Annotated in this window: 26 protein-coding genes and 1 pseudogene; 10 read left to right on the forward strand and 17 right to left on the reverse strand. The window is 60.9% G+C overall.

Going from position 1 to position 25,224, the window contains the following annotated elements:
- Window positions 1–2: 2 nt before the first annotated feature.
- Window positions 3–1,073, reverse strand: coding sequence for a hypothetical protein (locus AKV04_RS23965; protein ID WP_054008925.1), 1,071 nt, complete (start codon window positions 1,071–1,073; stop codon window positions 3–5).
- Window positions 1,074–1,188: 115 nt separating this feature from the next.
- Between AKV04_RS23965 and AKV04_RS23970 the strand changes: the two are divergent.
- Window positions 1,189–2,460 (forward strand): annotated as a pseudogene (locus AKV04_RS23970) (acetylornithine deacetylase/succinyl-diaminopimelate desuccinylase family protein).
- A gap of 34 nt (window positions 2,461–2,494) precedes the next feature.
- On the opposite strand, the gene panC reads toward AKV04_RS23970, so the two are convergent.
- Together panC and panB are read right to left on the reverse strand one after the other, a co-directional pair.
- Complete coding sequence (gene panC / locus AKV04_RS23975; protein ID WP_156317813.1) at window positions 2,495–3,334, reverse strand: pantoate--beta-alanine ligase; 840 nt, start codon at window positions 3,332–3,334, stop codon at window positions 2,495–2,497.
- Window positions 3,331–4,164 (reverse strand): 3-methyl-2-oxobutanoate hydroxymethyltransferase, encoded by an 834-nt coding sequence (gene panB / locus AKV04_RS23980; protein WP_054008927.1) that lies wholly within the window; start codon window positions 4,162–4,164, stop codon window positions 3,331–3,333. The genes panC and panB overlap by 4 nt, the downstream gene beginning before the upstream one ends.
- A gap of 150 nt (window positions 4,165–4,314) precedes the next feature.
- Here panB and AKV04_RS23985 point away from each other — a divergent pair, with 150 nt between their 5' ends.
- Window positions 4,315–4,656, forward strand: coding sequence for a cupin domain-containing protein (locus tag AKV04_RS23985; RefSeq protein ID WP_054008928.1), 342 nt, complete (start codon window positions 4,315–4,317; stop codon window positions 4,654–4,656).
- Between the two features lie 52 nt (window positions 4,657–4,708).
- Here the strand turns inward: AKV04_RS23985 and AKV04_RS23990 are convergent, their stop codons facing one another.
- Window positions 4,709–5,629, reverse strand: coding sequence for a L,D-transpeptidase (locus AKV04_RS23990; RefSeq protein ID WP_082351828.1), 921 nt, complete (start codon window positions 5,627–5,629; stop codon window positions 4,709–4,711).
- A gap of 270 nt (window positions 5,630–5,899) precedes the next feature.
- Here AKV04_RS23990 and AKV04_RS23995 point away from each other — a divergent pair, with 270 nt between their 5' ends.
- The gene (locus AKV04_RS23995; RefSeq protein WP_054008929.1) at window positions 5,900–6,154 is read left to right on the forward strand and encodes a GlsB/YeaQ/YmgE family stress response membrane protein; all 255 of its coding nucleotides are present in this window, start codon (window positions 5,900–5,902) and stop codon (window positions 6,152–6,154) included.
- Window positions 6,155–6,215: 61 nt separating this feature from the next.
- On the opposite strand, the gene AKV04_RS24000 is transcribed toward AKV04_RS23995, so the two are convergent.
- Together AKV04_RS24000 and yghU are read right to left on the reverse strand one after the other, a co-directional pair.
- Window positions 6,216–7,421: a M24 family metallopeptidase gene (locus tag AKV04_RS24000; RefSeq protein ID WP_054009038.1), complete on the reverse strand. Its 1,206-nt coding sequence runs from the start codon at window positions 7,419–7,421 to the stop codon at window positions 6,216–6,218.
- A gap of 221 nt (window positions 7,422–7,642) precedes the next feature.
- On the reverse strand, window positions 7,643–8,494 hold the full coding sequence (gene yghU, locus AKV04_RS24005) for a glutathione-dependent disulfide-bond oxidoreductase (RefSeq protein WP_054008930.1): 852 nt from the start codon (window positions 8,492–8,494) through the stop codon (window positions 7,643–7,645).
- 131 nt (window positions 8,495–8,625) lie between these two features.
- On the opposite strand from yghU, the gene AKV04_RS24010 reads away from it, so the two are divergent.
- A complete protein-coding gene (locus tag AKV04_RS24010; protein WP_054008931.1) occupies window positions 8,626–8,940 on the forward strand; it encodes a TFIIB-type zinc ribbon-containing protein in 315 nt (104 codons plus the stop codon).
- Window positions 8,941–9,023: 83 nt separating this feature from the next.
- Here AKV04_RS24010 and AKV04_RS24015 read toward each other — a convergent pair whose 3' ends face one another.
- Together AKV04_RS24015 and AKV04_RS24020 are read right to left on the reverse strand one after the other, a co-directional pair.
- Window positions 9,024–9,497, reverse strand: a complete 474-nt coding sequence (locus tag AKV04_RS24015) for an REP-associated tyrosine transposase (RefSeq protein ID WP_054008932.1) — start codon at window positions 9,495–9,497, stop codon at window positions 9,024–9,026.
- Between the two features lie 75 nt (window positions 9,498–9,572).
- Window positions 9,573–10,274, reverse strand: coding sequence for an SDR family oxidoreductase (locus AKV04_RS24020; RefSeq protein ID WP_202905684.1), 702 nt, complete (start codon window positions 10,272–10,274; stop codon window positions 9,573–9,575).
- A gap of 67 nt (window positions 10,275–10,341) precedes the next feature.
- Between AKV04_RS24020 and AKV04_RS24025 the strand changes: the two genes are divergently transcribed.
- Window positions 10,342–11,334, forward strand: coding sequence for a P1 family peptidase (locus tag AKV04_RS24025; protein WP_054008934.1), 993 nt, complete (start codon window positions 10,342–10,344; stop codon window positions 11,332–11,334).
- Window position 11,335: 1 nt separating this feature from the next.
- Here AKV04_RS24025 and AKV04_RS24030 read toward each other — a convergent pair whose 3' ends face one another.
- The 4 genes from AKV04_RS24030 to epmA form a co-directional block, all read right to left on the reverse strand.
- Window positions 11,336–11,776 (reverse strand): molybdenum cofactor biosynthesis protein MoaE, encoded by a 441-nt coding sequence (locus AKV04_RS24030; RefSeq protein ID WP_054008935.1) that lies wholly within the window; start codon window positions 11,774–11,776, stop codon window positions 11,336–11,338.
- A 1-nt stretch (window position 11,777) separates the two neighbouring features.
- A complete protein-coding gene (gene moaD, locus AKV04_RS24035; RefSeq protein ID WP_054008936.1) occupies window positions 11,778–12,026 on the reverse strand; it encodes a molybdopterin converting factor subunit 1 in 249 nt (82 codons plus the stop codon).
- Window positions 12,023–12,688 carry a CDP-diacylglycerol--glycerol-3-phosphate 3-phosphatidyltransferase gene (gene pgsA / locus AKV04_RS24040; RefSeq protein ID WP_054008937.1) on the reverse strand — a complete coding sequence of 222 codons (666 nt, stop codon included), beginning with the start codon at window positions 12,686–12,688 and terminating at the stop codon, window positions 12,023–12,025. Before pgsA ends, moaD begins: the two co-directional genes overlap by 4 nt.
- A gap of 114 nt (window positions 12,689–12,802) precedes the next feature.
- The gene (epmA, locus tag AKV04_RS24045) at window positions 12,803–13,852 is read right to left on the reverse strand and encodes an EF-P lysine aminoacylase EpmA (protein WP_054008938.1); all 1,050 of its coding nucleotides are present in this window, start codon (window positions 13,850–13,852) and stop codon (window positions 12,803–12,805) included.
- Window positions 13,853–13,939: 87 nt separating this feature from the next.
- Here epmA and efp point away from each other — a divergent pair, with 87 nt between their 5' ends.
- Window positions 13,940–14,506 (forward strand): elongation factor P, encoded by a 567-nt coding sequence (gene efp / locus AKV04_RS24050; RefSeq protein ID WP_054008939.1) that lies wholly within the window; start codon window positions 13,940–13,942, stop codon window positions 14,504–14,506.
- A 157-nt stretch (window positions 14,507–14,663) separates the two neighbouring features.
- On the opposite strand, the gene denD is transcribed toward efp, so the two are convergent.
- Window positions 14,664–15,620 carry a D-erythronate dehydrogenase gene (gene denD / locus AKV04_RS24055; protein ID WP_054008940.1) on the reverse strand — a complete coding sequence of 319 codons (957 nt, stop codon included), beginning with the start codon at window positions 15,618–15,620 and terminating at the stop codon, window positions 14,664–14,666.
- 98 nt (window positions 15,621–15,718) lie between these two features.
- On the opposite strand from denD, the gene AKV04_RS24060 reads away from it, so the two are divergent.
- Both AKV04_RS24060 and AKV04_RS24065 read left to right on the forward strand, forming a co-directional pair.
- Window positions 15,719–17,695 (forward strand): caspase family protein, encoded by a 1,977-nt coding sequence (locus tag AKV04_RS24060; protein ID WP_054008941.1) that lies wholly within the window; start codon window positions 15,719–15,721, stop codon window positions 17,693–17,695.
- Entirely contained in the window at window positions 17,692–18,723 is a 1,032-nt protein-coding gene (locus AKV04_RS24065) for a S1 family serine peptidase (protein WP_082351829.1), read from the forward strand. The genes AKV04_RS24060 and AKV04_RS24065 overlap by 4 nt, the downstream gene beginning before the upstream one ends.
- 114 nt (window positions 18,724–18,837) lie before the next feature.
- Here AKV04_RS24065 and AKV04_RS24070 read toward each other — a convergent pair whose 3' ends face one another.
- The 4 genes from AKV04_RS24070 to AKV04_RS24085 form a co-directional block, all read right to left on the reverse strand.
- The gene (locus tag AKV04_RS24070; protein WP_082351830.1) at window positions 18,838–19,242 is read right to left on the reverse strand and encodes a helix-turn-helix transcriptional regulator; all 405 of its coding nucleotides are present in this window, start codon (window positions 19,240–19,242) and stop codon (window positions 18,838–18,840) included.
- 102 nt (window positions 19,243–19,344) lie between these two features.
- Window positions 19,345–20,682 carry a sensor histidine kinase gene (locus AKV04_RS24075; RefSeq protein ID WP_054008944.1) on the reverse strand — a complete coding sequence of 446 codons (1,338 nt, stop codon included), beginning with the start codon at window positions 20,680–20,682 and terminating at the stop codon, window positions 19,345–19,347.
- The gene (locus tag AKV04_RS24080; RefSeq protein ID WP_054008945.1) at window positions 20,679–21,374 is read right to left on the reverse strand and encodes a response regulator transcription factor; all 696 of its coding nucleotides are present in this window, start codon (window positions 21,372–21,374) and stop codon (window positions 20,679–20,681) included. Before AKV04_RS24080 ends, AKV04_RS24075 begins: the two co-directional genes overlap by 4 nt.
- A 25-nt stretch (window positions 21,375–21,399) precedes the next feature.
- Window positions 21,400–22,680, reverse strand: a complete 1,281-nt coding sequence (locus AKV04_RS24085; RefSeq protein WP_054008946.1) for a trypsin-like peptidase domain-containing protein — start codon at window positions 22,678–22,680, stop codon at window positions 21,400–21,402.
- Between the two features lie 411 nt (window positions 22,681–23,091).
- Between AKV04_RS24085 and AKV04_RS24090 the strand changes: the two genes are divergently transcribed.
- Window positions 23,092–24,513, forward strand: a complete 1,422-nt coding sequence (locus AKV04_RS24090; RefSeq protein WP_162232941.1) for a multicopper oxidase family protein — start codon at window positions 23,092–23,094, stop codon at window positions 24,511–24,513.
- Window positions 24,514–24,634: 121 nt separating this feature from the next.
- Window positions 24,635–25,222: a hypothetical protein gene (locus tag AKV04_RS24095; protein ID WP_156317815.1), complete on the forward strand. Its 588-nt coding sequence runs from the start codon at window positions 24,635–24,637 to the stop codon at window positions 25,220–25,222.
- Window positions 25,223–25,224 lie beyond the last annotated feature (2 nt).

Raw genomic sequence — 25,224 nt, forward strand, 5'->3', positions numbered from 1 at the left:
GCTTATTCCCCATACGCATTCTTGTCGTGCTTCTCGACGATCTTGGCAAACCGTCGCGCAAAGCGTTCATCGGCCTTGGCTTTCTGCTCCAAAACCTCGCGCGCGAAGATCATGTGACCCTCGTGAGCCTCAAGCATATCAGCCATTTTTTGATTGGTCGCAGCGCCAATCGCGGCCATCGCCACCTGCGCCTCTTGGTCGGTTTTCACACCGATTTCGTTGATTCGGTGGGCGACATCCTGCTGCTGCGCGGTCTTCAAGCTGGCCGACAAAGCGTCATACAAAACCACCCGCTGCTTGGTGTCCGTTTGCAACTTATTGATCAAAACCAATTGTGTGGCAGCCTGATTGGTCAAACTATCGACCCAAGTTTTACCTTTTTCGATATAACGCTCCAGTGTCTGACTTTTCGCCAGTTGCACCTGTTCGTCCTGCACCAGCGCATTGTAACGCCCGTTCAGTCCCGCCAATTCAGTCTCCAGCGTGGTGCGCGCACCCGCGTCCTGCTCAACCGAGATCTTGTTTTCCAGTTCGATGATCTTCGGGTCCATGCCGCCAACTTCGGCGCGCACGGCTTCCAGCGCCATCACCGTCGTTTCACGTTCCGTCAGCGTGGCGCCAAGGTTGGCCCCGACCGTCGTTTTTTGGCCGTTCAGCATATCGAGCTGGCCCTGCAACAACCGCACGATGATGTCAGATTTGCCAATCAAATCCTGCAACTTGCTGTCAATCGAGGCCGTGCGCATCCGCTCTTGCCGCATCGACTCCGATTTGGCGTTGGAAAACATGCCGATGAAACTTTCCATCCCGGTCTTCGAGCGCATCTCGTCGAAGTCTTTCGAAAACCCCGCCGTCACATCATCAAGCCCCATGATCAGTTCGGCGATATTGGCGTTCATCAGGTCGGTGTGTTTATGCACATCCTCCAGCGAGGCGTTTTCGATATCAATCGAGGTGCCGGCATCCAGTTTGCCGCGCGCGTCTTCGATCCGCCCGGTGATCGCGGAAATTTTCGCCTGCGCCGCCGCAACCTGTGCCTGGCTTTCCTTGATTTGCGTGTCGAAATCGGCCATCGAACCCTCCGTTATGAATGTCGTGCCATGATATAGGCATGTTAAGTCAAGTTACATCACTTCGGTCGGGAAAATTCGCAGAGCTTAGCGTCTTACGGCGCGGCACTCTGCCCCGATGTCCGATCACGCCATCCTTGCCGCAGTCGCCGCCTGTCGCCAAGAGCTTATTGGCCTGACGCAGGATCTGAGCCGTATTCCAACGCTTAATCCGCCGGGGCAGCATTATCGCTGGATCTGCGACTATCTCGCGGCGCGGTTAGAGGCCGCGGGGTTTACACTGCACTTCATCCGCGCTGTGGGCGCGCCGGGGGATAACGACACCTTTCCGCGCTGGAACCTGATCGCGCGGATCGACTCTGGGCTGCCGGGTGATTGTGTGCATTTCAACAGCCATCACGATGTGGTCGAGGTCGGCCACGGCTGGACCCGCGATCCGTTTGGTGGGGAACTCGACGGCGATCGGATTTATGGCCGGGGCGCTTGCGATATGAAGGGCGGCCTCGCGGCATAGGTGATCGCGGTCGAGGCGTTTCTCGCCGGTGGCGCGGATTGGCGCGGCAGTATTGAGATTTCAGCGACGGCGGATGAGGAATCCGGTGGCTATGGCGGAGTAGCCTACCTCGCCCAACATCGCCATTTTGCGCATGTGGATCATGTGATCATCCCTGAGCCCTTGCACAAAGACCGTATCTGTCTGGGCCATCGTGGCGTGTGGTGGGCCGAGATTGAAACCCATGGCCGCATCGCGCATGGCTCGATGCCGTTTCTGGGTGACAGCGCCATTCGGCATATGAGCGCGGTGTTAGAGGAGATTGAGCAACGGCTTTACCCGCTACTGGCACGCAAAACAACCGCGATGCCGGTGGTGCCAGAGGGTGCGAAACAGTCCACACTGAACATCAATTCGATCCACGGCGGGGTGGCTGATCTGGCGCCCGGAGACAGCTCTTTGCCCACACCTTGCGTGGCCGATCACTGCCGGATCATCATCGACCGGCGTTATCTGATCGAGGAAGATCTGGTCGATGTGAAGCAGGAAATCACCGATGCGCTGGCGCGCGTAAAGGCCCAGCGTCCGACGTTTTCCTATGAGATCAAGGAGTTGTTCGAGGTGCAGCCCACGATGACAAACCGCGATGCGCCGATTGTCACCTCGACTGCCGCTGCGATTGAACGGGTGTTGGCGCAGGCGGCGGATTATGTCGTCTCCCCCGGCACCTATGACCAAAAGCACATCGACCGCATTGGGCGGCTGAAGAACTGCATCGCCTATGGGCCGGGGCTGCTGCATCTGGCGCATCAACCCGATGAATGGATCGGCGTGCAGGATATGGAGGACAGCGCAAAGGTGATGTCGTTGGTTCTGCTCGACTTTCTGGCGACTTAACTCGACATTACCCCGACCACCCCGGCGCTTGCCGCTAAACCGGAATGTTGTCGATCAGCCGCACCCCGTCCAGCCAAGCGGCAGCCAACATCCGGCGGGGCCGCTGCATGTCATCCGAGGGCATCAACGTCTCGGCATCGCGCAATTCGATATATTCCACCCGCTCAAACCCCGCATGCCGCAGCGTTTCTGCCGCCTCGCGGATCGCCATCCGGTCAGACTGCCCGGCGCGAATATCCTCTGCTGCTGCAGAGATTGCGGCATAAAGCACCCCCGCAATCGCGCGGCCCTCGGGCGTCAGGCGGCTGTTGCGGGAAGACATGGCAAGCCCGTCCGCCTCACGAATGGTCTCGCAGCCGACAATGGTGATCGGCACATTCAAATCGCGCACCAACTGCAGCACGACCTGCAATTGTTGCCAATCTTTTTGGCCAAAATAACCCCTGTCGGCCATGGTCATGCCGAAAAGTTTTGTGACCACGGTCGCCACGCCGTCAAAATGCCCCGGACGCATCCGGCCCTCCAAAGGTTCGGACACGCCGCCGACCGAAACGGTCGAGGTGAAGCCGTCAGGGTAAACCTCTGCCGGTTCCGGCGCAAAGATCACATCAACACCCACCGTTTGCAGCAAAGCCGCATCGGCTGCCTCTGTCCGAGGATATTTCTTCAGATCATCCGGGTTGTTGAATTGCTTGGGGTTGACGAAAATCGTCACGATCACCCGCTGACATTCCGCCTTCGCCGCGCGGGCCAAAGACAAATGCCCGTCATGCAAGGCCCCCATCGTCGGCACAACGCCCACGACCTCGCCCGCAGCTTTCCACCCGCGCACCAAGATGCGCAGATCTGCGACAGTCCGAATGATCTGCATCAAGGCTGCTTGCCTTTCACTACATCGGCAAAGGAATGTTCCTCGGCCGGAAATGTCCGCGCCCGCACCTCTGCCGCATACTCTGCAATCGCGTCGGAGGCCAAACCGCCTAGATCCGCATAGCGCTTGACGAATTTCGGACGAAATTCGGTGAAAAAGCCAAGCATATCATCAACCACCAGTACCTGCCCATCGCAGGCTACCCCTGCCCCAATGCCAATCGTCGGGATGCTCAACCGCTGCGTGATCCGTGCCGCCAGCCCCACTGGGATCTTTTCTAACACCACCGAAAACGCGCCCGCAGCCTCAATCGCCAGCGCATCTTCCATCACACCGTCAGCTTCACCCTCACGGCCGACCACCTTGTAGCCGCCCAGAGTGTTCACCGATTGTGGCGTCAGGCCAATATGCGCCTGCACCGAAATCCCGCGCTTGGTCAGAAACGCGATGGTTTCCGCCATATGCACGCCGCCCTCCAGCTTGACACAAGGGGCACCCGTCTCGGCCATCAGACGCGCGGCATTGCGGTAAGCCTGTTGCGGGCTTTCCTCGTAACTGCCGAATGGCATATCGATCACGGCCATGGCTTTTTGCAGACCGCGCACGACGGAGCGGCCATGCAGGATCATCATTTCCATCGTCACGCCAATCGTGCTGGGCATCCCATGCAGCACCATGCCGACAGAATCGCCAACCAGCGCCATATCGCAATGCGCATCGACCAATCGCGCCACCGGAGTGGTATAGGCGGTCAGCACCACCAAGGGAGCCTGACCCTTACGGGCACGAATATCGGGCGGCAGCACCGGACGAACGGGGGAGGTTGCACTCATCTGATCGGCTCCGCGATAACTTTGTGCCAATCATATGGGCACAAGCCAAAGCGGACAGCAAGATTATTACGCTGCATTGCAGCGGCAATCTGGCTTGACGCCGCCATGATCTGCGGGCGCTATGCGGGTTAAGCAAACCCGGAGGCGCTAATGTCGAACATTGAACGCGTGACCCGTGACAGTATCCAACCCGAAATCACCCGCCCGGACCCGTCGCGGATCGTGGCGGGCGATCCTGTCCACACCACTTGGAACATCGAAGATCGCGATGGGCTTTATTGTGGGCTCTGGCAATCCACTCCCGGCACATGGCGGATCAGCTATGTTGAATGGGAATATGTCTATATTCATTCCGGCCATTCGGTGCTGACCGAAGCGGGCGGCCCCACGACCGTGTTGAAAGCCGGGGACAGCTATATCATCCGCCCCGGATTTTCCGGCACTTGGGAAGTGATAGAGACCACCCTGAAAGACTATGTGATCAAAGCCTAAAGCAAAACGGCCCCGCAGTTTTGCGGGGCCGTTTGATACGCATGCTTGGCGATCAACCGTTGCTCGTCGTCCCGTCAGCCGACGCCAGTTCCGGCAACGGTGGGCAATCTGCCTCGTCAATGCCTTTGCGCTTACAAACAGACAGCCGCTTTTTCTCTGCCTTAGCCGCGTTCTTCGCATCAAGCTCGGCTTGCTTTGTGGCAGCGGCAGCCTTGGCGGCCTCTTGCTCAACCAACATCTGCTCATCTTGCGGCTTGCGCGCGATGTTCTCGGGCGTTTCCGGCACAGCACGGCCCCAAGCGTCATCCATATAAGGGCCCTCGATGGCGAGGCTTTCTTCCAGCGAGCGCACCTTCACCCGCGTGCCCAAGTCGATGCGGTCGTACAGATCCATCGCGTCTTGGTTGAACAGGCGAATACAGCCCGCCGAAGTGGCATGACCGATGGTCTCATTCTGGATGGTGCCGTGAATGCGGAACATCGAGTCGCGACCGCCGCGATAGAGATACATCGCCCGCGCGCCCAACGGGTTTTCGAGCCCGCCTGCGCGACCGCCGGCATATTCGGCGTAAAGGTCAGGCCGGGTGCGGATCATATTCGCGGTCGGCTGCCAAGACGGCCATTTTGCCTTGCGCCCGATCACGCCCGAACCACGGAACGACAGACCTTCACGCCCGACCGCAATAGCATAACGCAACGCCCGCCCGTTTTCTTGCACCAGAAACAGTTTGCGCGCGAAAGTGTCGATCACAATCGTGCCTGGCGCATCATCGGCGGTATACTCCACCTCGGCACGGGCGCGATCTGCCGACAACAGCTCGGCATCGACGGGCTGAATATAGAAACCTTCGTCCTCAACCCCTTCATACCCGGGCACCACCGTAGGCGTCACGGACTTCGGTGTCGGAGTGCCGCAAGCGGCAAGCAGGCTAAGCGACAATACGCCAATAAGGCGAAAAATGGGGCTGTTCACGGGGCAGAGACTCGGCTGTGAGGAAAATTATCTTTGCACCTAGAGCCTGCGGTTTGGCTTCCGTCAAGCCCCGTGAATTGATTGAAAATGCAAAAGGCGCGGAATCTGCCGATGCAGGGTGATTCTTTCTACCCCACGGCTGATACTTGGCCTTGGGTAGGTTATTTGGCCAGTGGAAATGCCGTAAATATTCGGGAACGCTTTTTCCCCCAATGCGTTACCTTGAAAGGATCGCTGCGCGTTGCGGCGCAAAATTGAGGGAAAGAAACCATGGGAATTGAAAGTCTTCTGATTGCTCTGCTGATCGGTGCGATTGCGGGTTGGCTTGCGGGGCAGATCGTCTCTGGCTTTGGTTATGGTCTGCTGGGCAACATCGTGATCGGCATCGTTGGTGCCTTCATCGCCGGTGCAATCCTGCCGCGCATAGGCTTTGGTCTGGGGGGCGGGATTCTGGCCGCGATCGTCCACGCGACCATCGGTGCGGTGATTTTGCTCTTCGTGATCAAACTGGTGAAACGCGCCTGAGCTAGGGCAGTTGAGCCAGCATTGAACAAAAAGGGCCGGGGAAATCCCGGCCCTTTTTGCTTTATCCCACCACGTTGAACGCAGGGCCATAAGGATATTTGGTAATATCCTCATTGCCATCTTCGGTGATGAATAAAATATCATGCTCGCGGTAGCCGCCAGCGCCGGGTTGGCCATCCGGGACCGTCAACATTGGCTCCATGCTGATCACCATACCCGGCTCCAGCACCGTGTCGATATCCTCACGCAGTTCCAGCCCAGCCTCACGGCCATAGTAATGGCTGAGCACGCCGAAGGAATGGCCGTAGCCGAAGGTGCGGTATTGCAGCACCTGATGTTCCTCAAAGAAGGTGTTCAGCTTCGCCGTCACTTCCGCGCAGGACGCACCAGGTTTCAGCAGGCTGATGCCATATTCATGGGCAGCCACGTTGATCTCCCACATCCGCAGACTGGCGGGGTCGACCTCTTGCACGAACATCGTCCGTTCCAGCGCCGTGTAATATCCCGAGATCATCGGAAAGGTGTTCAGGCTGAGAATATCGCCGCGCTTCAACTTGCGGCTGGTCACCGGATTGTGTGCGCCATCGGTATTGATGCCAGACTGGAACCACACCCAAGTGTCGCGATACTCTGCATCAGGAAAGCGCTTGGCGATCTCCAACTCCATGGCGTCTCGCCCCGCCATGGCGATGTCGAGTTCCCGCGCCCCCTCGCGCACAGCCTCGCGAATGGCAAACCCGCCAACATCGGCCACACCCGCGCCATGCCGGATCAAATCCAACTCGGCCTGCGATTTCATCATCCGCTGTTCCATCGTGCCACGCGCAATATCAACACCGCGCTTGGGCTTGAGGAAATGGTTCAGCTTTTCCGATTGCAGCAGTGTCAGATGATCGGCCTCGCAGCCAATCACCCGGCCCTCGCCCGTCACCGACAGAATCGCGCGCCAGTAATTGTCGCGCTGCCAATCGGTATAGGTGATGTTATCGCCATGGCCGCGCCGCCACGGTTGGCCCGCATCAATGCCAGCAGAGATGGTGACGCTTTGACTCGCCGTCACCACCAAGCCGTAGGGCCGCCCAAACGAGCAATACAAAAACCCCGAATAATAGGCGATATTGTGCATCGAGGTGAACACGCAAGCCTCCACCCCATGCACCTCCATCAGATCGCGCAAGCCAGCCAGCCGCGCGTCATATTCTTCGGCGGCAAAGGGCAAAATCCGGTCGCCTTGGTGGAAACGATATTGTTCTGGACGTGTCGTCATCATCAGACCTTATGCTTGGGGTCTGGGCATGCGCCCCGAAACCCCAAAGGGTCCCGGCGTGCAGGACGAAAGCAGGTTGCTCTGCAAGCTTTTGGGAAGACCCCTGTGGTAACGCCATCGCCACGGCTCGATAGCAGGATAAGTCCCGCAAGTCCGCTTGGCAAGCCTGCGGAATTCACGCGAATTCCGGCACGATTTCCGATTCGGAAATCGCCTTCACGTCAGACCGCCTTACCTGCGAAATCTTCCGGCCCATGTCTCTCTGGCACCTGCTCTGCCTCATCGCCCCAGTTTTTGTTGACGATCCGCCCCCGCTTCACCGCAGGCCGCGCTTCAATCACATCCGCCCAGCGCTTTAGGTTTTTGTAAATCCCAACATCCAGAAACTCCGCCGAATTGGCATAACTGCGCCCCAAAACCATGCTGCCATACCACGGCCAAATCGCCATATCGGCAATCGAGTAATCTTCACCGGCGATAAAGGGCACTTCGGTCAAGCGCCGATCCAACACATCCAACTGCCGCTTTGTTTCCATCGCGTATCGGTTGATCGGATATTCAAGCTTCTCCGGCGCATACGCGAAGAAATGGCCAAAACCGCCGCCGACAAAAGGTGCCGATCCCATCTGCCAGAACAGCCAGTTCATCACCTCGGTCCGCGCAGCGCCACTGGCAGGCAGGAAAGCGCCAAACTTATCGGCCAGATGCACCAGCATCGAGCCCGATTCAAACAACCGCAGCGGTTCGGGCCCGGTCAGATCCAGCAGCGCCGGGATTTTCGAATTCGGGTTCACCCCAACAAAGCCCGAGCCAAACTGATCGCCTCTGCCGATATTGATCAGCCAAGCGTCATATTCAGCGGCATGGCCAGCCGCCAAAAGCTCCTCGAACATGATCGAGACCTTTTGACCGTTCGGTGTTGCCAGCGAATAAAGCTGAAAGCCGTGCTTGCCGCGCGGCAGCTCTTTATCATGCGTCGCCCCGGCGATGGGGCGGTTGATATTGGCGAACTGGCCACCATTGGCGGCATCCCAAGTCCAAACTTTCGGCGGAACATATGGCATGGTCGACATCGACAAATCCTTTTGGGGCGGCCTGCCCCGGACGCCAAGAGGTAAGCACAAATCCGCCCTGCGACAAGCGCGCGCGCTTGCACAAAAAACCACAGCCCCCATCTCAAAGACGCACAACACAGGAGAATGGCATGCAGTGCCCTGTCGACAATGAGACTTTGGTGATGGCCGATCGCAACGGTGTCGAGATTGATTATTGTCCGAAATGCCGGGGCGTCTGGCTGGATCGGGGCGAATTGGACAAGATCATCGAGCGTGCCGCCACCGCCCCTGCCCCGCGTGAGGCAGCCCCGGTCTATCAACCCGAGCCGGGCTATCGGACCGAAACCAGTCGCCAAGCGCCCCTGCGTGATGAACCGCGCCGCAGGCATGATGACGACGAAGATCGCTATCACGGCAAGAAAAAGCGCCGTGAAAGCTTTTTGGGCGATCTGTTTGATTTCTAACCGCAGGCCACCCGGCCGCACGTCGTCATTCTGCTGCCCTCTGGCTTGACCGGGGCAGCAGTTTACCTGTCGTCGATGCATCGCTAGCCCACCCGTTCTAGGGCGGCAGAGGCGCGGAATGACGAATAGGGCCAAGCTTCCGGCACATCGACCAAACCGTGCCGCACCGGGTCCATCTGGCAACTGCGCATATGCAGCGCCATATCGGCGGCATCGCCAATGCGGTGCTGCCAGAAACCGCGCTGCCAGACGCTTTGGTCGGTGCGGCTGGTGCGGGATTTGCGGGCCCCGTGCGGCAGACTGGTCGAAAAGCGCGCTTTTATCAGACGCCAGCGACCCACCACATCATCCTCTCCAGCGGGCAAAGTCCAGATCGTGTGCAGGTGATCTGGCATCACCACCCAAGCCGCAATCCGAAACGGCCGCTTCGCCCGTGTCAGCCGCACCGCTTGGCGCAGGCGTTCAATTTCCAGCACCAAGAGATCATCGCCGGGTCGGTTCAAGGCGACAGTGAAGTAGTGGCTATGTGGGGCGGGTGGGCCGATGTGATATGTCATCCCAGCAGCCTGCCACGCCGCCGGTTAACATAGCGTTACCGCCAAACCGTCCAACCCGAGATTAAACCGCCCCCGCTAAACCGAGCGTGTGATCCCGCCATCCACGCGCAAATTCTGCCCGGTGATATAGCCCGCCGCATCCGAAGCCAGAAAGCTGACGGTCCCGGCAATTTCCTCCACCCGACCATAGCGCCCCATCGGAATCCGCGCGCGGAATTCCTCTTTCTCGGGCAAGCTGTTGATGAACCCCGGCAAAACGTTGTTGATGCGAATGGCCTGCGGCGCATATTTATCGGCGTAAAGCTTTGTAAATGTCGCCAAACCCGCCCGCGCCACGCCGCTTGTCGGGAACGCCGGATCCGGCTCGAACGTCGCAAAAGTGGTGATGTTGATGATCGCCCCCCCTCTGCCTTGCGCCTCAAAGATCGGCGTCACCGCGCGAATCGGGCGCACCGCGGACAGGAAGTAGATATCAATACCCTGATGCCAACCCTCATCGGTGATATCCAACAAAGCCGCGCGCGGCCCGTGGCCTGCCGAGTTCACCAGCACGTCGATCCGGCCAAACTTCGCCATCGCCGCGTCCACCACGCGCTGCACATCGTCATTGCTCTGGTTCGACCCGGTGACCCCAACGCCGCCCAATTCCGCGCCCAAAGCCTCGCCCTTGCCGGACGAAGACAGGATCGCCACGGCAAAGCCATCCGCTGCCAACCGCCGTGCCGCAGCCGCCCCCATGCCCGAACCGCCCGCCGTGATCACCGCAACTTTTTGCATTTCTGCCTCCATCTGTGCTTTGCTGGAAGCTGACACGCACAACCGCCAAACACCACCCGGATTTCACATGCACGTTGGCCCAAAGAACCTGATCACTGATATTGCGGGCCTGCGGGTCGGGACGGCCCATGATGCCAAGCTGCGCTCTGGCTGCACGGTGCTGACGGCGGATCGCCCTTTCACCGCCGCCGTTCACATCATGGGCGGCGCGCCCGGCACGCGGGAGACTGATCTTCTGGCACCCGACAAACTGGTGCAACAGGTGGATGCGCTTGTGCTTTCTGGGGGTTCGGCCTTTGGCTTGGATGCCTGTTCAGGTGTCGCGGATGCGTTGCGCGCGCAGGGGCGTGGCTTTGCGGTGGGCGATCAGCGCGTGCCAATTGTGCCGGGGGCGATCCTGTTTGATCTGCTGAATGGCGGTGACAAGACATGGGCGCGCAATCCCTACTACGATCTGGGTCAACAGGCCTATCTGACCGCAACCGAGGATTTCACTGTTGGCACGGCAGGCGCAGGGTTTGGTGCCGCGACCGGATACTGGAAGGGCGGGCTCGGCTCTGCCTCGCTAGTCTTGCCCTCAGGTCTGATCGTGGGCGCGCTGGTGGCGGTGAACGCTTTGGGCTCGGTGACGGTGAATGATGGCCCACATTTCTGGGCCGCTGCATGGGAGCGCAACCGCGAGTTCGGCGGGCTTGGCCCCTACCCGCAGCTCGCGACCCCCGATGCCCCGCTTCCGCGCAAACGGATGGGAGAGGCCACAACCATCGCCATCGTCGCGACCGACGCCAGCCTGACCCAAGCGCAGGCGCAACGCATGGCCACCGCCGCCCATGACGGCATGGCCCGCGCCATTGTGCCCTCACACACACCACTCGATGGCGATCTGATCTTTGCCGCCGCGACCGGAGAAAGACCGCTGGCAGACCCGCCGACCGACACGTTCCAACTCGGCCATGCGGCGGCAATCTGCCTTGCCCGCGCCATCGCCCGCGCGATTTATGAAGCGTCGCCGATGTCGGGGGATTTGCAACCCTGCTACCGCCCGCGCCACGGCGGCTAGACTACCACCGCTTCAGCGCCGCCTCATCCTCGTCCCGCGCGGCGACCCATTCGGCACCATCCGCAGACAGCTCTTTCTTCCAGAATGGCGCGCGGGATTTCAGGTAATCCATCAGAAACTCCGCCGCAGCAAAGGCATTCGCCCGATGCCGCGCGGCGGTGGCGACCATCATAATCGGCTCACCTCCCGCCAGTCGCCCATAGCGATGCACCACCAAAGCATCGACCAAAGACCAGCGCGCTTTGGCTTCATGCATCATGCCCGCAATCGCCTTTTCGGTCATGCCGGGATAATGCTCAATCTCCATCGCGGCCAACGCGCCGCCATTGTCGCGCACCAAACCGGTGAAGGTGACAACCGCCCCGGCCCCGGCCACCTTTGCTGCAAAGGCGTTGGACAACGCACCCAGATCAAACGGTTCGGCCTGCACAGACACCTGCATCTCAGCCACCCGTCATGGGGGGGAAGAACGCGAGTTCGCGCACGCCGGATAGCGACGCTTCAAAGCCGGACAATTCCTGATCTACCGCCACCCGCAGGCTCGCCAGATCGCCAAACGCCCATTCATAGCGTTCTTCACGGGCTTTCAACTCGGTGATCAACTCCATCACCGTCGCCGCCTGCGTCTCGATCCGCTCACGCGGAACGCCGATCCGCTCCCGCACCCAAGCGAAATACAGCACGTCGATCATTTATCTTCTCGCAGAAATGGCAGCGCTTTGCGGAAGTAATCCAACCCCGTCATCGCCGTCAGCAGCGCCGCAATCCACATCAACACCAGCCCGGCATCGCCCGCCACGCTTGCGCAATCACGCTTGCCGCAAGCCCGGATCGGATCGGCCAGCCCCTGCATCACGGCATCGGTATATTGCTCGGGCGTCATGCCATGCATCGCGACACCGTTGAGATATTCCAACCCCGTGCCCAGAAATAGCACCGCAATCGCCACCATCTGCGCCGTGGTCTTCCACTTTGCCAACTTTGTCACTTTCAGCAGCCCCGCCTTGGCCCCCAGAAACTCGCGCAGACCCGAGACAAAAACTTCGCGGAACAAAATCGCCGTCGCAGGCAGGATCAGCCAAGGGTTCATCCCGGAATACCCGGTCAGCACCAGTATCGCGATGACCACCATCGCCTTGTCGGCAATCGGGTCCAACATGGTGCCGAACTTGCTTTCCTGCTTCCACAACCGCGCCAGATAGCCGTCAAACCAATCGGTGATCGCAGCGCCCACAAACAAAGTCAGCGCGAACCAATCCGCCCAAGGCCGTTGGAAATACAGAAACATCAGCGGCACGCCGGGGGCGGCCAACAGACGCAGCACAGTCAGAGTGTTTGGGATCGACCATTTCATGCGCCAAGTCGTAGCCAAATCGAGGGCCGGGGGGAAGCGGCATTTCCGGCAGGATATGGGCGCAAAAGCGCCTATCCGCCGAAAAATATGACAAATATGTCAGTTGGGCATAGGTCAGGCGGGCACCGGAGCCCAGATCACATCATCAATCCGCGCTGCCCCCGTCGCCAACATTACCACCCGGTCAAACCCCATCGCGATACCGCTTGCGGCGGGCATGATCGCCAAAGCCGCCAGAAAATCCTCGTCCAGCGGATAACGCTCGCCATACACCCGCGCCTTCTCGTCCATCTCAAGACCAAAACGGCGGCGCTGCTCCTCGGGGTTGGTCAATTCGCCAAACCCATTGGCCAATTCCACCCCGCAAGCGTAAACCTCAAACCGCTCCGCCACCCGCGCATCGCTTGGATGCTTGCGCGCCAAAGCCGCCTCGGCACTTGGGTACTCGTCCAGAATGGTGATCCGCCCCATCCCCAGATGCGGCTCGACCAACTCCCCCAACACGCGACTTAGCATATCCGACCAAGTGTCATCCGCAGCCACCCGCAACCCGACGCGCGCCAATTCTGCCGCCAACACCGCCGCCACAGGCTCGCCATCCGCCCCAATCGAGGCCAGCAAATCCACCCCGGCATAGCGCATAAACGCCTCGGACACCGACAGCCGCTCGGGTTCTACAAAAGGATCGCAAACCCGGTCCCGAAACCGCAACACCCCGCCGCCGATATCTGCCGCCAGCCGACAAAAGGCCACAACATCCGCCATCAGCACCTCATACCCTTCATCCACCCGATACCATTCCAGCATGGTGAACTCGGGTGAATGCAAAGCCCCCCGCTCGCGGTTGCGATACACATGCGCGAAAGCCGCGATGCGCTGCTCACCCGCCGCCAACAATTTCTTCATCGCAAACTCAGGCGAGGTGTGCAGATACATCGCCTGCCCCACCCCATCATTGCCGATCGCCTGCGTCATAAACCCATGCAGATGCGCCTCATTTCCTGGCGAAAGGGCCAACGCCGAGGGATCCACCTCGACAAACTCCCGCTCCGCCAACCACAGTCGCAGCGCCGCCTGTATCCGGTTCCTCGCCAGCAAAATCCCGCGCCTGTCCGCATGCCTCATCGGATGCCACCACGCCATTTCGCTATTTTCGCCTGCCATCTGGAGATTTCCGATCAAACGCGCTAAAGCCACCGCAACGCTTTCGCCCTTTACCCGTTGGGCCACTTAACAACAAGGAACCACCCCGTGAAAGTCATCGCCTCCTCTTTGCGCAAAGGCAATGTCGTCGAGATGGACGGCAAACTTTACGCCGTGCTCAAAGCCGAAAACTTCCACCCCGGCAAAGGCACCCCTACCACCTCCGTCGACATGCGTCGCATCTCGGATGGCGTGAAAGTGGCTGAACGCTGGCGCACCACCGAGATGGTGGAAAAAGCCAACGTCGATGACCGCGAATATGACTTCCTGTATGAAGACAGCGAAGGCTTCCACTTCATGGAGCCGACCACCTACGAGCAATTCGCAGTCCACCCCGATGTGGTGGGCGACGACAAAGCCTTCCTGACAGACGGCCTGAAAGTGTATCTGAAAACCTACGACGGCGTTGCCATTGCACTGGAATTGCCGCAGCGCGTCAACGTTGAGATCGCCGAGACAGAGCCGGTGGTCAAAGGCCAAACCGCCTCGTCGTCGTATAAACCCGCCACCTGCACCAATGGCGTGCGCGTGATGGTGCCGCCACATATCGGACCGGGGGCGCGCATCGTGATCAACACCGAAGATTACTCCTACTACGGCCGCGTGCAGGACTAAGCCTCAAACCGCAGTAAAAGCCCGCCCGCACCCCGCGTGGCGGGCTTTCTCATGCCCAAACCCCCAACAATTAGACTAAAATTATCATCCTCTGTGCTCAAATATCCTTGGGGGTCCGGGGGCTAGTCCCCGGCGCTAGTCCCCCAAAACCACCCCGTCAAACCCGGCGCAAATCATCCTCCATATACGCCTGCAATATCTGATCAAAACTGTCCTCCGCCCGAAATCCCAAGGCCTTCGCCCGCGTCGCAGCAAACCGTCTCGGCCACGTCTGCACAATCGCCCAAACTGCAGGGTCCGGCACATCGCGGATCATCCCCGCCACATCCGCCCCCGCCGCTCGTGTCAAAGCCTCAATCTGCTCCCCCACCGTCACAGCCACCCCCGGCAGCGTCAGATTCAGCCGGGGCCCCACCACGCTCAAATCCAACTCCGCCGCATGCAGGAAAAACCCCACCGCCGCGCGCGGACTGGCCATGGTGTGCAGCCAATCCCGTGCCACCGGCAGATCGGCGGGTAAGCCGTTCAACGGCTCGCGGATAATACCCGAGAAGAAACTCGACGCCGCACGATTGGCCTTACCGGGCCGCACGCAGATCGTCGGCAGCCGCAGCCCGATGCCCTCAAAGAAACCCCGCCGCGAGTAATCCGACAGCAAAGCCTCGCCGATCAGCTTTTGCACACCATAAGAAGAATGCGGCGTCGGTGCGAAATCATCCGGTATTTCCTCGGGGAACGGCCCGCCAAAAACCGCCGTTGTCGAGGCATAAACCAGCCGAGGCGCATAGTCCGCCGCTCGGATCGCCTCAAACAACGCTCGCGTGCCATCGACATTCACCCGATAGCCCAGATCGAAATTCGCCTCTGCCTCGCCAGACACCACCCCGGCCAGATGGAAAATCACCTCTGGCCTGTGCGAAATCAGCGCCTCAGCCACCCCAGCCACCGACAAATCCCCCACCAGCGCGATATGCGGAGCCTCAGCCGCAGCCGCCACAATGTCATGCAAGATCAACTGGCTGATCGCCTTGCCCTGCACGGTCCCGCGCGCATGCAAAGCCGCCGTCAGCTTGCGGCCAATCATCCCCGCCGCCCCCGTGATCAAAACCCGCATCCAACCCTCCCGTTTGCGCACACCAAAGCATGACCTGCCCCGGCCTCAAAGCCCGATCGTAAAATGCCCCCCGTCAGCCCCGCAAGATCGCTTGCCCGATGCCGCAACCCGGCTATTCTGCCCCTATGTTGCAGATATTTCGATCAACCCTTTGCAAGATTGTGCAAGCTGGCCTGCTGGCCGCCCTGCCGCTCCCGGCCCACGCTGAATTGCGCGCGGTTTTGGTTGGGGTCAGCGATTATCTGACCTTAGATGCAGACCTGAAAGGCCCAGTTAACGATGTCCGCCTGATGGCCGAGGTGCTGATCGCGCGTGGCATCCCGGCACCCGAAATCGCGGTGCTCACCTCTGACCCCACCGACCTGCCCGCAGGCGTCACCACCGCGCCGACCACCAAAGCCGCCATCCTGACCGCCCTCACCAATGTCTCAACCCGCGCCCAACCCGGCGATACCGTGGTGTTCTATTTCTCTGGCCACGGCGCACAGGCCCCCGACCAAAGCGGCGATGAGGGCGGCGGCTATGATGAGATTTTCCTGCCCGCCGATGCCGCCGGCTGGAAGGGCGATGTCGGCACAGTTGAAAACGCCCTAACAGATGACGAATTGCAGGCTTGGGCGCAGCCTTTGCTGTCGCGCGGCATCAAACTGATCGGCCTGATCGACGCCTGCCATGCCGACACCGGATTTCGCAGCCTGCCGAACAGTGCAGCCGTGGCCCGAGGCCTTAGCCCCGCTGATCTCAATATCCCCGACAACGCCGCCTCCGCCCCCAGCGTCCCCGCGCCGCCCCTCAGTGGCGATTTCGCCTTCCTCTACTCCTCACAATCCGACCAACGCTCGTTTGAATACCCCGTCGGAGACAGCGACCTCTGGCAAGGGGCCTTCACCCGCCAACTCGCCGAAGTCCTGCGCAGCAGCCCAAAAGCCCCGTGGGCGCAGATTCTGGCCGCCGCAGCCGCCACAATGCAACAAGGCACAAGCGCACAAATGCCCGATGGCGAAGGCCCGATGCTGAATGAAAACCTGTTCGGCACCCCTGCCCCGCAACGCTTTCTCGTCCAAAACGGCACTCTCAAAGCAGGCCTGCTGCAAGGCTTGAACCCCGGCGACGAACTCTCGCTCTATACCGCCCCCGCAGGCGGCACGGCGCTGATGCACGTGACCCTGACCAAAGTAATGGCCCGCAGCAGCACCCTGCCCCAAGGCGCACCGGCCGCCGCTTGGGCCGAACTGGACCAACCCGCAACCCCGCCCCCCTTGCGCCTCGCCGCCGCCCAGCTTGCCAACCCGAACGAAGCCTTTGACTACACCCCATGGATCGCCGCCCTAGCCCCCTACGCAACCCAAACCACCCCCGACCTTACCCCAATCCTGACCGATGGCGACATCGCCCTCGCAGGCCCCGACGGTCAGCTTGACCCCAAAGGCCCCGGCTCCACCCCCCACATCACCCTGCAAGATGGTGACACCCCCGCCCTCGCCGTTGCGCGCACCTTGGCGCAGGCCGCGCACAATGTCCGCCTGCGTCGCTTGCTCGCCTCGGTAGCAGGGCGCGGCCTCACAGCAGAGGCCCCGCTCAAACTGGACTGGCAACGCAAGCCTGCGCCCGGTTGCGCCACGCCAGGCCCTGCCGAGCCCTTCGATCCGGCCAAAGCCGTGCAGCCCTGCGATCAGCTTTGGCTGGGCTTCCAGAACCAATTCGGTCGTGATCTCGATATCTCGATCCTCTATTTCAACACCGATTTCAGCATCACGCCGCTTTGGCCCGCCGAAGGCCTCTCCAACCGCCTTGCCGCCGGAGAAAGCGGCAAAGCGGGGTTCCAGATCGACGCAAACTCACCCCCTGTCGATGAAGACATCCTCGTGCTCGCAGTTCCCGTTGAACCGGGTGCTGCGCGGGTTGATCTGACCACCCTCGCCGACCCTGCAGCGACGCGCGGCGGCGGGGATTGGCTCTCCAACCGCCTTAACCCCGACCCCACCGCCACCCGCAGCTTTTCCGCCAAACCCGCGCCATTGCTGATGATTCGCCAAGCTATGCGGATCCGCCCCGCGCCACAGGGAGATGAATGATGAAAACATCCATGCTGGCTTTGCTAGCCCTCACGACCCCCGCGCTGGCCGAGGTCAAACCTGCTTTCAAACAATCCTCACCCTCGGCCTTCGCTTGGGCAAAAGGCGGCGCCAAGGCGGCGCATGAAGCCAAAGCCGCGACAGGGGGCAAGGTTCTGGGCGGCAAGGTCTCGGCAGACGGGGCGTGGCCGTGGCAGGTGGCGCTGCTGGTCGGCGGAGCTCCCGTCGGGCCAGACGCGCAGTTTTGCGGTGGCAGCTTGATCATGGAGGAATGGGTGCTGACGGCAGCCCATTGCGTGCATATGCAGGACGCGCAGGGCAACTGGAGCGATCTCGACCCAAAGGATATCTCGGTGATGCTGGGCAGCAATATCATCGCGGCGGGCAAGGGTGAGGTGATCGCGGTGAAAGGGGTGTTTCGGCATCCCGATTATGTCGGCACCGGGTTTGACTTTGACATCGCGCTGCTGAAACTCGCCCGGGCGCCACGCTTGCCGCATCAGGTTATTCAGGTGCCCGACGCCGCGTTTGGTGATGAATTGGATCAGCCGGGTGTGGTGACTGTGGTGACGGGCTGGGGCTTGGTGGAGGGCGGCGGTCACCCGGAAGCGCTACATGAGACCGAGATTCAGATGCTGGACCGGGGCCTTTGCAATCAATCCTTGATGGCCGCGCGGACGGAGGCGGCGGCGGAGGGGTTTGGCTTTGCGGCGGGGATTCTCAGTTTGCGCGATGAGGATGCCTATCAGATCTGGGATGAACTGGTTGGAAAAGCCCCGCCGCCGATGAGTGAGAATATGCTGTGCTCGGGCACGTTCGAGGGCGGCAAGACGGCCTGTTCGGGCGACAGTGGCGGGCCTTTGGTGGTGCCGCTGGAGGATGGAACGTATATTCAGGCCGGGATTGTGAGTTGGGGGCTGACCGCGAAAACGGGCGAGGGCTGCGAGGAGAAGGCGCTGTTTTCGGCCTATACGAAGACTGCGAAATTTGTGCCTTGGCTGGATCAGGTGATCAGCGAAAATCCGTGAAAATGGGGCGGTCCCGAGTTGGGACCGTAAGAAAATCCATTTATTTTCCGATTGTTACGATGATCAGATAAGGAATTGTTAACGCTTTGCGCTGTCTAAAAACGGCGTTGCAGATCACACCGAAAGGTCATCCAGCGTGACGCCCAAGGCCTCTGCCAGTTTGCGCAGGGTGGCGATGGAGCCTTGTTTGCGCCCGGTTTCAATCTCGGCCACCGTCACGCGGTTGATGCCCGCACGCAGGGCAAGCCCGGCTTGGGTCAGGCCGCGCAGGTCGCGGTAGACCCGCAGAGGGCTGTCACCATTCAGCAGGCGGTTGGCGTAGGCGGCGGAGATCAATTCTTCTTCGCCAGAAGCCAGAGCGGCCTTGGCGCGGTCATAGGCTTGCAGATCGGCCAAATCCTCGGCTGCCGCGCGCAGGCGGTCATATTCGGCGCGGGGGATGGATACCATTTCCGTCGTGCCGTCTGTTGACTTTGGCAACGTCACGGGCCGCGACGATTTCCAGAACTGCCAAAACATGGCTTAAACCTCTATAATCACGTAGAGCAGTCAGCGTGACTTTGAATTAATAGCAATTTGTGACTTGTCGAGCTTTGTGTAGCTTAAAGCTACATCAGGTTGCTACCCCATCAGTTTCGGCCACAACATTTCCACCGTCAGGCCGTTTTCCACTTCTGGCAAGGTCAGCTTCGCACCGTGCCTTGCGGCGATAGCGCGGACCAAGGCGAGGCCTAACCCGTGGCCTTTGATGCCGCGAACTTGGTCGCGAGGGGCGCGGGTGAAGCGCTCGAAGGCGGCGTCGCGCAGGTCGGGTGGCAAGCCGGGGCCTGTATCGGACAGGGTCAGGCGGTGATGCTCGGGGGTTTGGCAGAGGGTAAGGGTGAGAGTGTCGCCTGCGCTGCAATATTTGATGGCGTTGTCGATCAGGTTGGCGAGCATTTGGGCGATCAGGTTGCGGTCGCCGAGAATATGTAGGTCTGGGGTGGTTTGCAGGGTGCAGAGCAGGCCTTTGTCCTCAGCAAGAGGCTCGTACAGATCCCAGACTTCGGCGGCAACGGCGGAGAGATCAACCGGCAGCAGGCCGCCGCCGCTGCCTTGGTCTGCCTCGGCGCGGGAGATGTCCAGCAGCGAGTCGAAGACGCGGATGGCGTTGCGCATCTCGGCTTTCAGATCGGCGGCGAGGGTGGGTTGGCCTTCGATCAGGGCGAGTTTTTGCATCATGCGATTGAGCGGGGTGCGCAGCTCGTGCGCGATGGTGTCAGACAAGCGGTGCGTGGCGCGGTTGAGGTTTTCGATGCGGTCCAGCATGGCGTGGACATGGGTTTCCAACAGGCCAAATTCATCGAGACTGCGCGGACCGGGGAGGCGGGCGGTGAGATCGCCGCTTGCCACCTGATCGGCGACGTTGTTGAGGCGGGTGATGCGGGTCATCACCGATTTGGCCGCTAAGGTGCCGATGAGCGCGCCTGCGGCGATCAGGACCAGACTGAGCGCGGCCATGCCTTTGCGCAAACTGGCGAGGGTAGATTCGACGGGCGCGAGCGAGCGGGCGACCAGCAGCGGGAAGCCTCCGGGCAAGGTGCGGGCAACGCCGAGCCATTCGGTGCCTTGGTGGGTGAAGCGTTGGGCTTGCGTGCTGGAAAAATTGGTGCCTTGCGGTTGGATTTCAGCGGGCCAGTCGGCCTCAGCCCCCGCAAGGCGGATGTGATTGCGGTCTTGCAGCAGCAGCAGTTCACTGCCGGTGTTGGCGCGGTCGGTGATGGCTTGGCGCAGCGCGATGATGCGGCGTTGTTGGTAAAGTGCAGAATAGCCTGCAAGATCGGCGCTAAGCGCGGCTTTTGTGGCGTCGGTCAGTCGGGATTCTACAAGACGGTATTGCAGGGCCATCGCCAGCAGCGACAGCAGGCTGATGGCGAGAGCCATGGTGGCGGCGAGTTTCAGGGTGGAGCGGGCGATCATGGCGGTGGCAGTGGCGCGAAGATATAGCCTTCGCCGCGGGCAGTCTGGATGGCTTGCGATCCGGTTTCCTCAAGCTTGCGGCGCAGGCGGCCGACATGGACATCGACGACATTGGTGCCGGGGTCGAAATGCAGGTGCCAGACGTTCTCCAGCAGTTGCATCCGGGTGACGATCTGGCCAGCATTCTGGGCGAAATAGGTGATCAGTTCAAATTCTTTAGGTGAAACAGCGACATGGGCGCGGTTGATGTGGACGGTGCGGGCTTTCATGCGGATTTCCAGCGCGCCGAACACCAGCAGATCATTGTCCTGTCCCTGCATGGTGGCGCGGCGTAGCAGGGCGCGCAGGCGGGCGCGGAGTTCTTCGGGCTCGAAGGGTTTAGGGAGATAATCGTCGGCACCCTTCTCTAGCCCCTCAACCCGGTTGGCGGCGCGACCCAAAGCGGAAAGCACGAGGATCATGGCTCGCGCGCCGTGGCTGCGCATTTTGGCGATGGCTTCGACGCCGTCGCCACCGGGCAGCATCCGGTCCAGCACGATGACGCGGAAGTCTTGGGCGGAGAGGGCGATGCCTTCGGGCAGAGTGGGGACGATGGTGGCGGTGCAGCCGAGGGCGCGCACTTCGCAGGCGATGGCTGCGGCAGTCTCAGGGTCATCCTCGATGATCAGGATACTGTCAGTTTGAGCGGGCATTGCGGTTCCTTCGCTTTGGCAGATGTCAGAACACCACCACGTCGCGGTCAAGCACATTCGCTCCGCCGACCGGGTGAAGTGTCTTGCCCGTGGCCCAAGGGTCGATGAAGACGTGGCGGGTGCCGGTGGGGCTTTGGATGAGCAGGAGGACGGGATGGGTGAAGCTTTGGGCGCGTTGGGTGGCGGCGGGCTTGCCGTCGATTTGCAGAATGATTTCGGTGGGGGTTAGCCCTGCATTGAGGGCGGGGGAGTTCGGTGTGATGGCGGTGATTTGGGTGTCGCTGAGGGTGAGCCCAAGGTCTTGCAAGGTATATGCGGCGCGACGTTTGGGGGCTTTGAGCTCGCGCAGGGTGAGGGGCGAGGCTTCTGCGGTCAACTCGGCCATCAGGATCAGCACGGTTCCGGCGCGCAAGACGGTGAGGTCGAGGCGGTTTTGGCTTTGGGCGGATTCAACGGCGAAGGCGAGGTCGCCGGGGGTGGTGAGGGCGGCGGAGTTGACGGCGAGGATGACATCGCCGGGGACGAGGCCTGCTTGTTCGGCAAGGCTGGCGGGGGCGACGGCATCGACCAGCAAGCCCGTGGCGGCGATGTTCAGCGCCTCGGCCAGTTGGCGGCTGACCGGGCGGGCGGTGAGGCCGAGTTTTGGGATCGGCGGTAGGGACTCTGTGATCAGGCCTTGCACGATGCGAGTGAGGTCGGCGCTGGGGATGGCGTAGGCAATGCCGATGAACATCCGGCTGCCATCGGCGATTTGGGCGTTCATGCCGACCAGTGCGCCGGTGCTGTCGATCAGCGGGCCGCCGGAGGAGCCGGGGTTGAGGGCGGCGTCGTGCTGGATCATGCGGATCGGGGTGGCGGGATCGGTTTGACGATCGAGGGCCGAGATACGGCCTGAGGTGACGGTGAATTCCACGTCAAGCGGGGCGCCGAGGGCCCAGACTTCGGCACCGAGTTGCGGTTGGGTGGCTGAGGGGATCAGGCCGGCCTGCCCCGGCTTTACCGCAATCACCGCCACGTCGCGGCTGCGGTCAGTGGCGATGACTTGGCCGATTTGTTCGTGACCTGCGGCATCGGTGAGGCGGACTTCGCTGGCATTACCTACAACATGGGCGTTGCTGACGGCGACCGCGCCATCGCCCCAAAGGAAGGCCGAGCCGAGGAAGCGGTCTTCGGCATCAGCGCTATGGACGGTGAACACTTTGGCCATCGCGGTTACCAGCATGGGGGCGTCGGCGGCTTGGGTCGGGGTGGTGAGCAGGAGGACGGCGAAGATAGCGCGGCGCAGGGTGGGGAGGGAAACGGGCATGGATATCCTCGGGTTAAGTCTTGGCGGTGAGCGTAGCGCGAGTGGGTTTGCGTTGCCCGTGACAAAGGCTGTCATTGGGCGACGGGCGATGTAAGGGGGCCAAGCCCCCTCGCCTTTGCGGGCTCACCTCCGGGATGTTTGAGCGCATAGGATGACCTTTAGTGCAGGAGCGAGGTGGCTGGGGGCGGGCTGTCACACTTGCGGCGCAGCAAAGAAGCGATTGGCAGGGCCTTTTGGGCAGCCTGAAATGTCTCAAGACGGCTAGGCGCAAAAGGCTGTCAGCAATGCTGAGGGTGCGCGCCCGGAACCGGGTGAGGGCATCCCGCGAAGATGTGACCAGGGATGCGACATTTTCCGCAAAGCGCGTGGCTTGGTTCCGGGCTATGCTGTCGCAAATCAAGGAGTCTTGCCATGCTGATCCGTCCCACCCGCCGCCAATTTTTAGCCTCTGCCGCAGCCCTGCCCTTGGCGGGTTTGGCGCGGCCTGCACGGGCTGAGGTGGCGGAAATGAGCATCAGCACGCGGCAGATTGAGGTTTTGGGGCGGGCCGCGACGGTTTACGGCATCAACGGCTATGACGGCCAGTTGGGGTTTTATGGCCGCGCCGGGGATCGGTTTCAGTTGGGCATCCAGAACGACACCGATATCGGCATCGTCACACATTGGCATGGGCAGGTGATGGCGGCGGAGGGGCAGGATCGCTCCTATACCGGCGGCGGAGAGCTCGCCCCCGGTGCGGTCGATCAGATGGATTTTGCGCTGACCCCCGGCACGCATTGGATGCATTCGCACCAGTTGAGTGAACAGCTGCTGATGGCCGCACCGATGATCTGCCGCGAGGCGGATGCTGAGGATATTCAAGAGCATGTCATCATGCTGCATGATTTCAGCTTTAAAACTCCCGAAGATATTTTGGCGGCTTTGGGTGGCTCGGACATGCACGCGGGTGGGGCTTCGGGTGGCATGGATATGGCGGGGATGGATCATTCTGGCGGCGATATGGCGGGGATGGCGATGAGCGGCGGCATGATGGTCCATGCCAATGACGTGGCCTATGATGCTTATCTGGCGAATGATCGCACCTTGGCTGACCCCGAAGTGGTGCAGGTCGAGGCAGGCACGAAGCTGCGGTTGCGGATTATCAATGGCGGTACGGCGACGGCGTTTTGGATTGATCCCGGCGTGCTGGCCTCAACGGCGATTGCGGTGGATGGCAGTGCTTGTCAGCCGCTGGCGGCCAAGGCCTATCCGATGGCGCAGGGACAAAGGCTGGATCTGCTGGTGACGATCCCTCCGGAAGGTGGCGCGTTTCCGATCTTTGCGCAGGTTGAGGCCGCAAAGATGCGCACCGGGATTGTGCTGGCAACGGCGGGGGCGCAGCTGTCACGGCTGAGCGATATGGCCGCGGCAGACAGCCCGCATCTGGACACCAGCTTTGATGCCGGTTTGCGGTCGGTGAACGCGCTGCCAGAGCGTGCGGGCCAGATGGCGCATCTGATGCTGGGCGAGGAGCCGGGTTATCGCTTTACCATCAACGGCAAAGTTCACGGCGAGGATGTGCCGATTGCAGCCAAGGTCGGCGAACGGCTGGAGTTGATGTTCATGAACACCGGCATGATGATGCATCCGATGCATTTGCACGGGCATCATTTTCAGGTGGTCGATGTCGGGGCGGGGCGGTTTAGTGGGCCACGGCGCGATGTGGTGACGGTGCCGCCGGGCGGTATGGTGACGGTGGTCGTTGATCTGGATAAGCGGGGCAGTTGGTTCCTGCATTGCCATCACCTGTACCATATGGCGACCGGGATGATGACGGAAGTGCGGGTCAGCTAGGCCCTATCTTTAAGCGCGAGACTTTGAGCGCGTGACAAATGTCGTCACCGCGATTTGGCAACTTTACAGGACCAGCGCCGCGCCGCATCTTTGGCGTAAGATTTTAACCCGAGGCTTTGACATGCTGCGCCTGTCGCTTTTGCTCGTCCTGCTGGCTTTGCCTGCAGGGGCGGCTCCGTTGTCGGGGGTGAAAACCGCTGAACTGTCGGCGCGACTTTATGCGGCGGGGGTGGCGGAAGGCGATCCTGTGTTGCTGATCGCAGCAGCAAAGCTGCGCAAATCGGTGGCGTTTCGGGGCCCAGACGGCGAGGCTCCGTTGCGATGGGAGGCGATGCTGGCTGCAGCCGAGGATTTGGCTGTGGGCGATGCGGCGCTGCTGGGGCTGATCAGCGATGTTCGGGCCGAGGGGGTGAAAGGCGTCGCCTCGGGGCCGATGTATAGCATTGGCACATTGGCCAGCGGTGGGGTAGATCGCTTCCCCAGCGTCGGCTTTGCAGCGGGCGATTATGCCGAGATTTATGTCGAAGCGAAGGGTGAGGCCGATCTGAACCTGCGGGTGTTTGACAGCAGGGGCCAGTTGGTCTGCGCCGATACCGACCCCAGCCCGATCGCCTACTGCGGCTGGACGGCGGCGAGTGGCGGGGAATTTGTGATGCAGGTCGAAAATGTTGGGCCTCTGGACACGGGCTATGCCCTGATGACGAATTAACA

It is taken from the genome of Cypionkella psychrotolerans, from assembly GCF_001294535.1.
GTDB lineage: Bacteria > Pseudomonadota > Alphaproteobacteria > Rhodobacterales > Rhodobacteraceae > Cypionkella > Cypionkella psychrotolerans.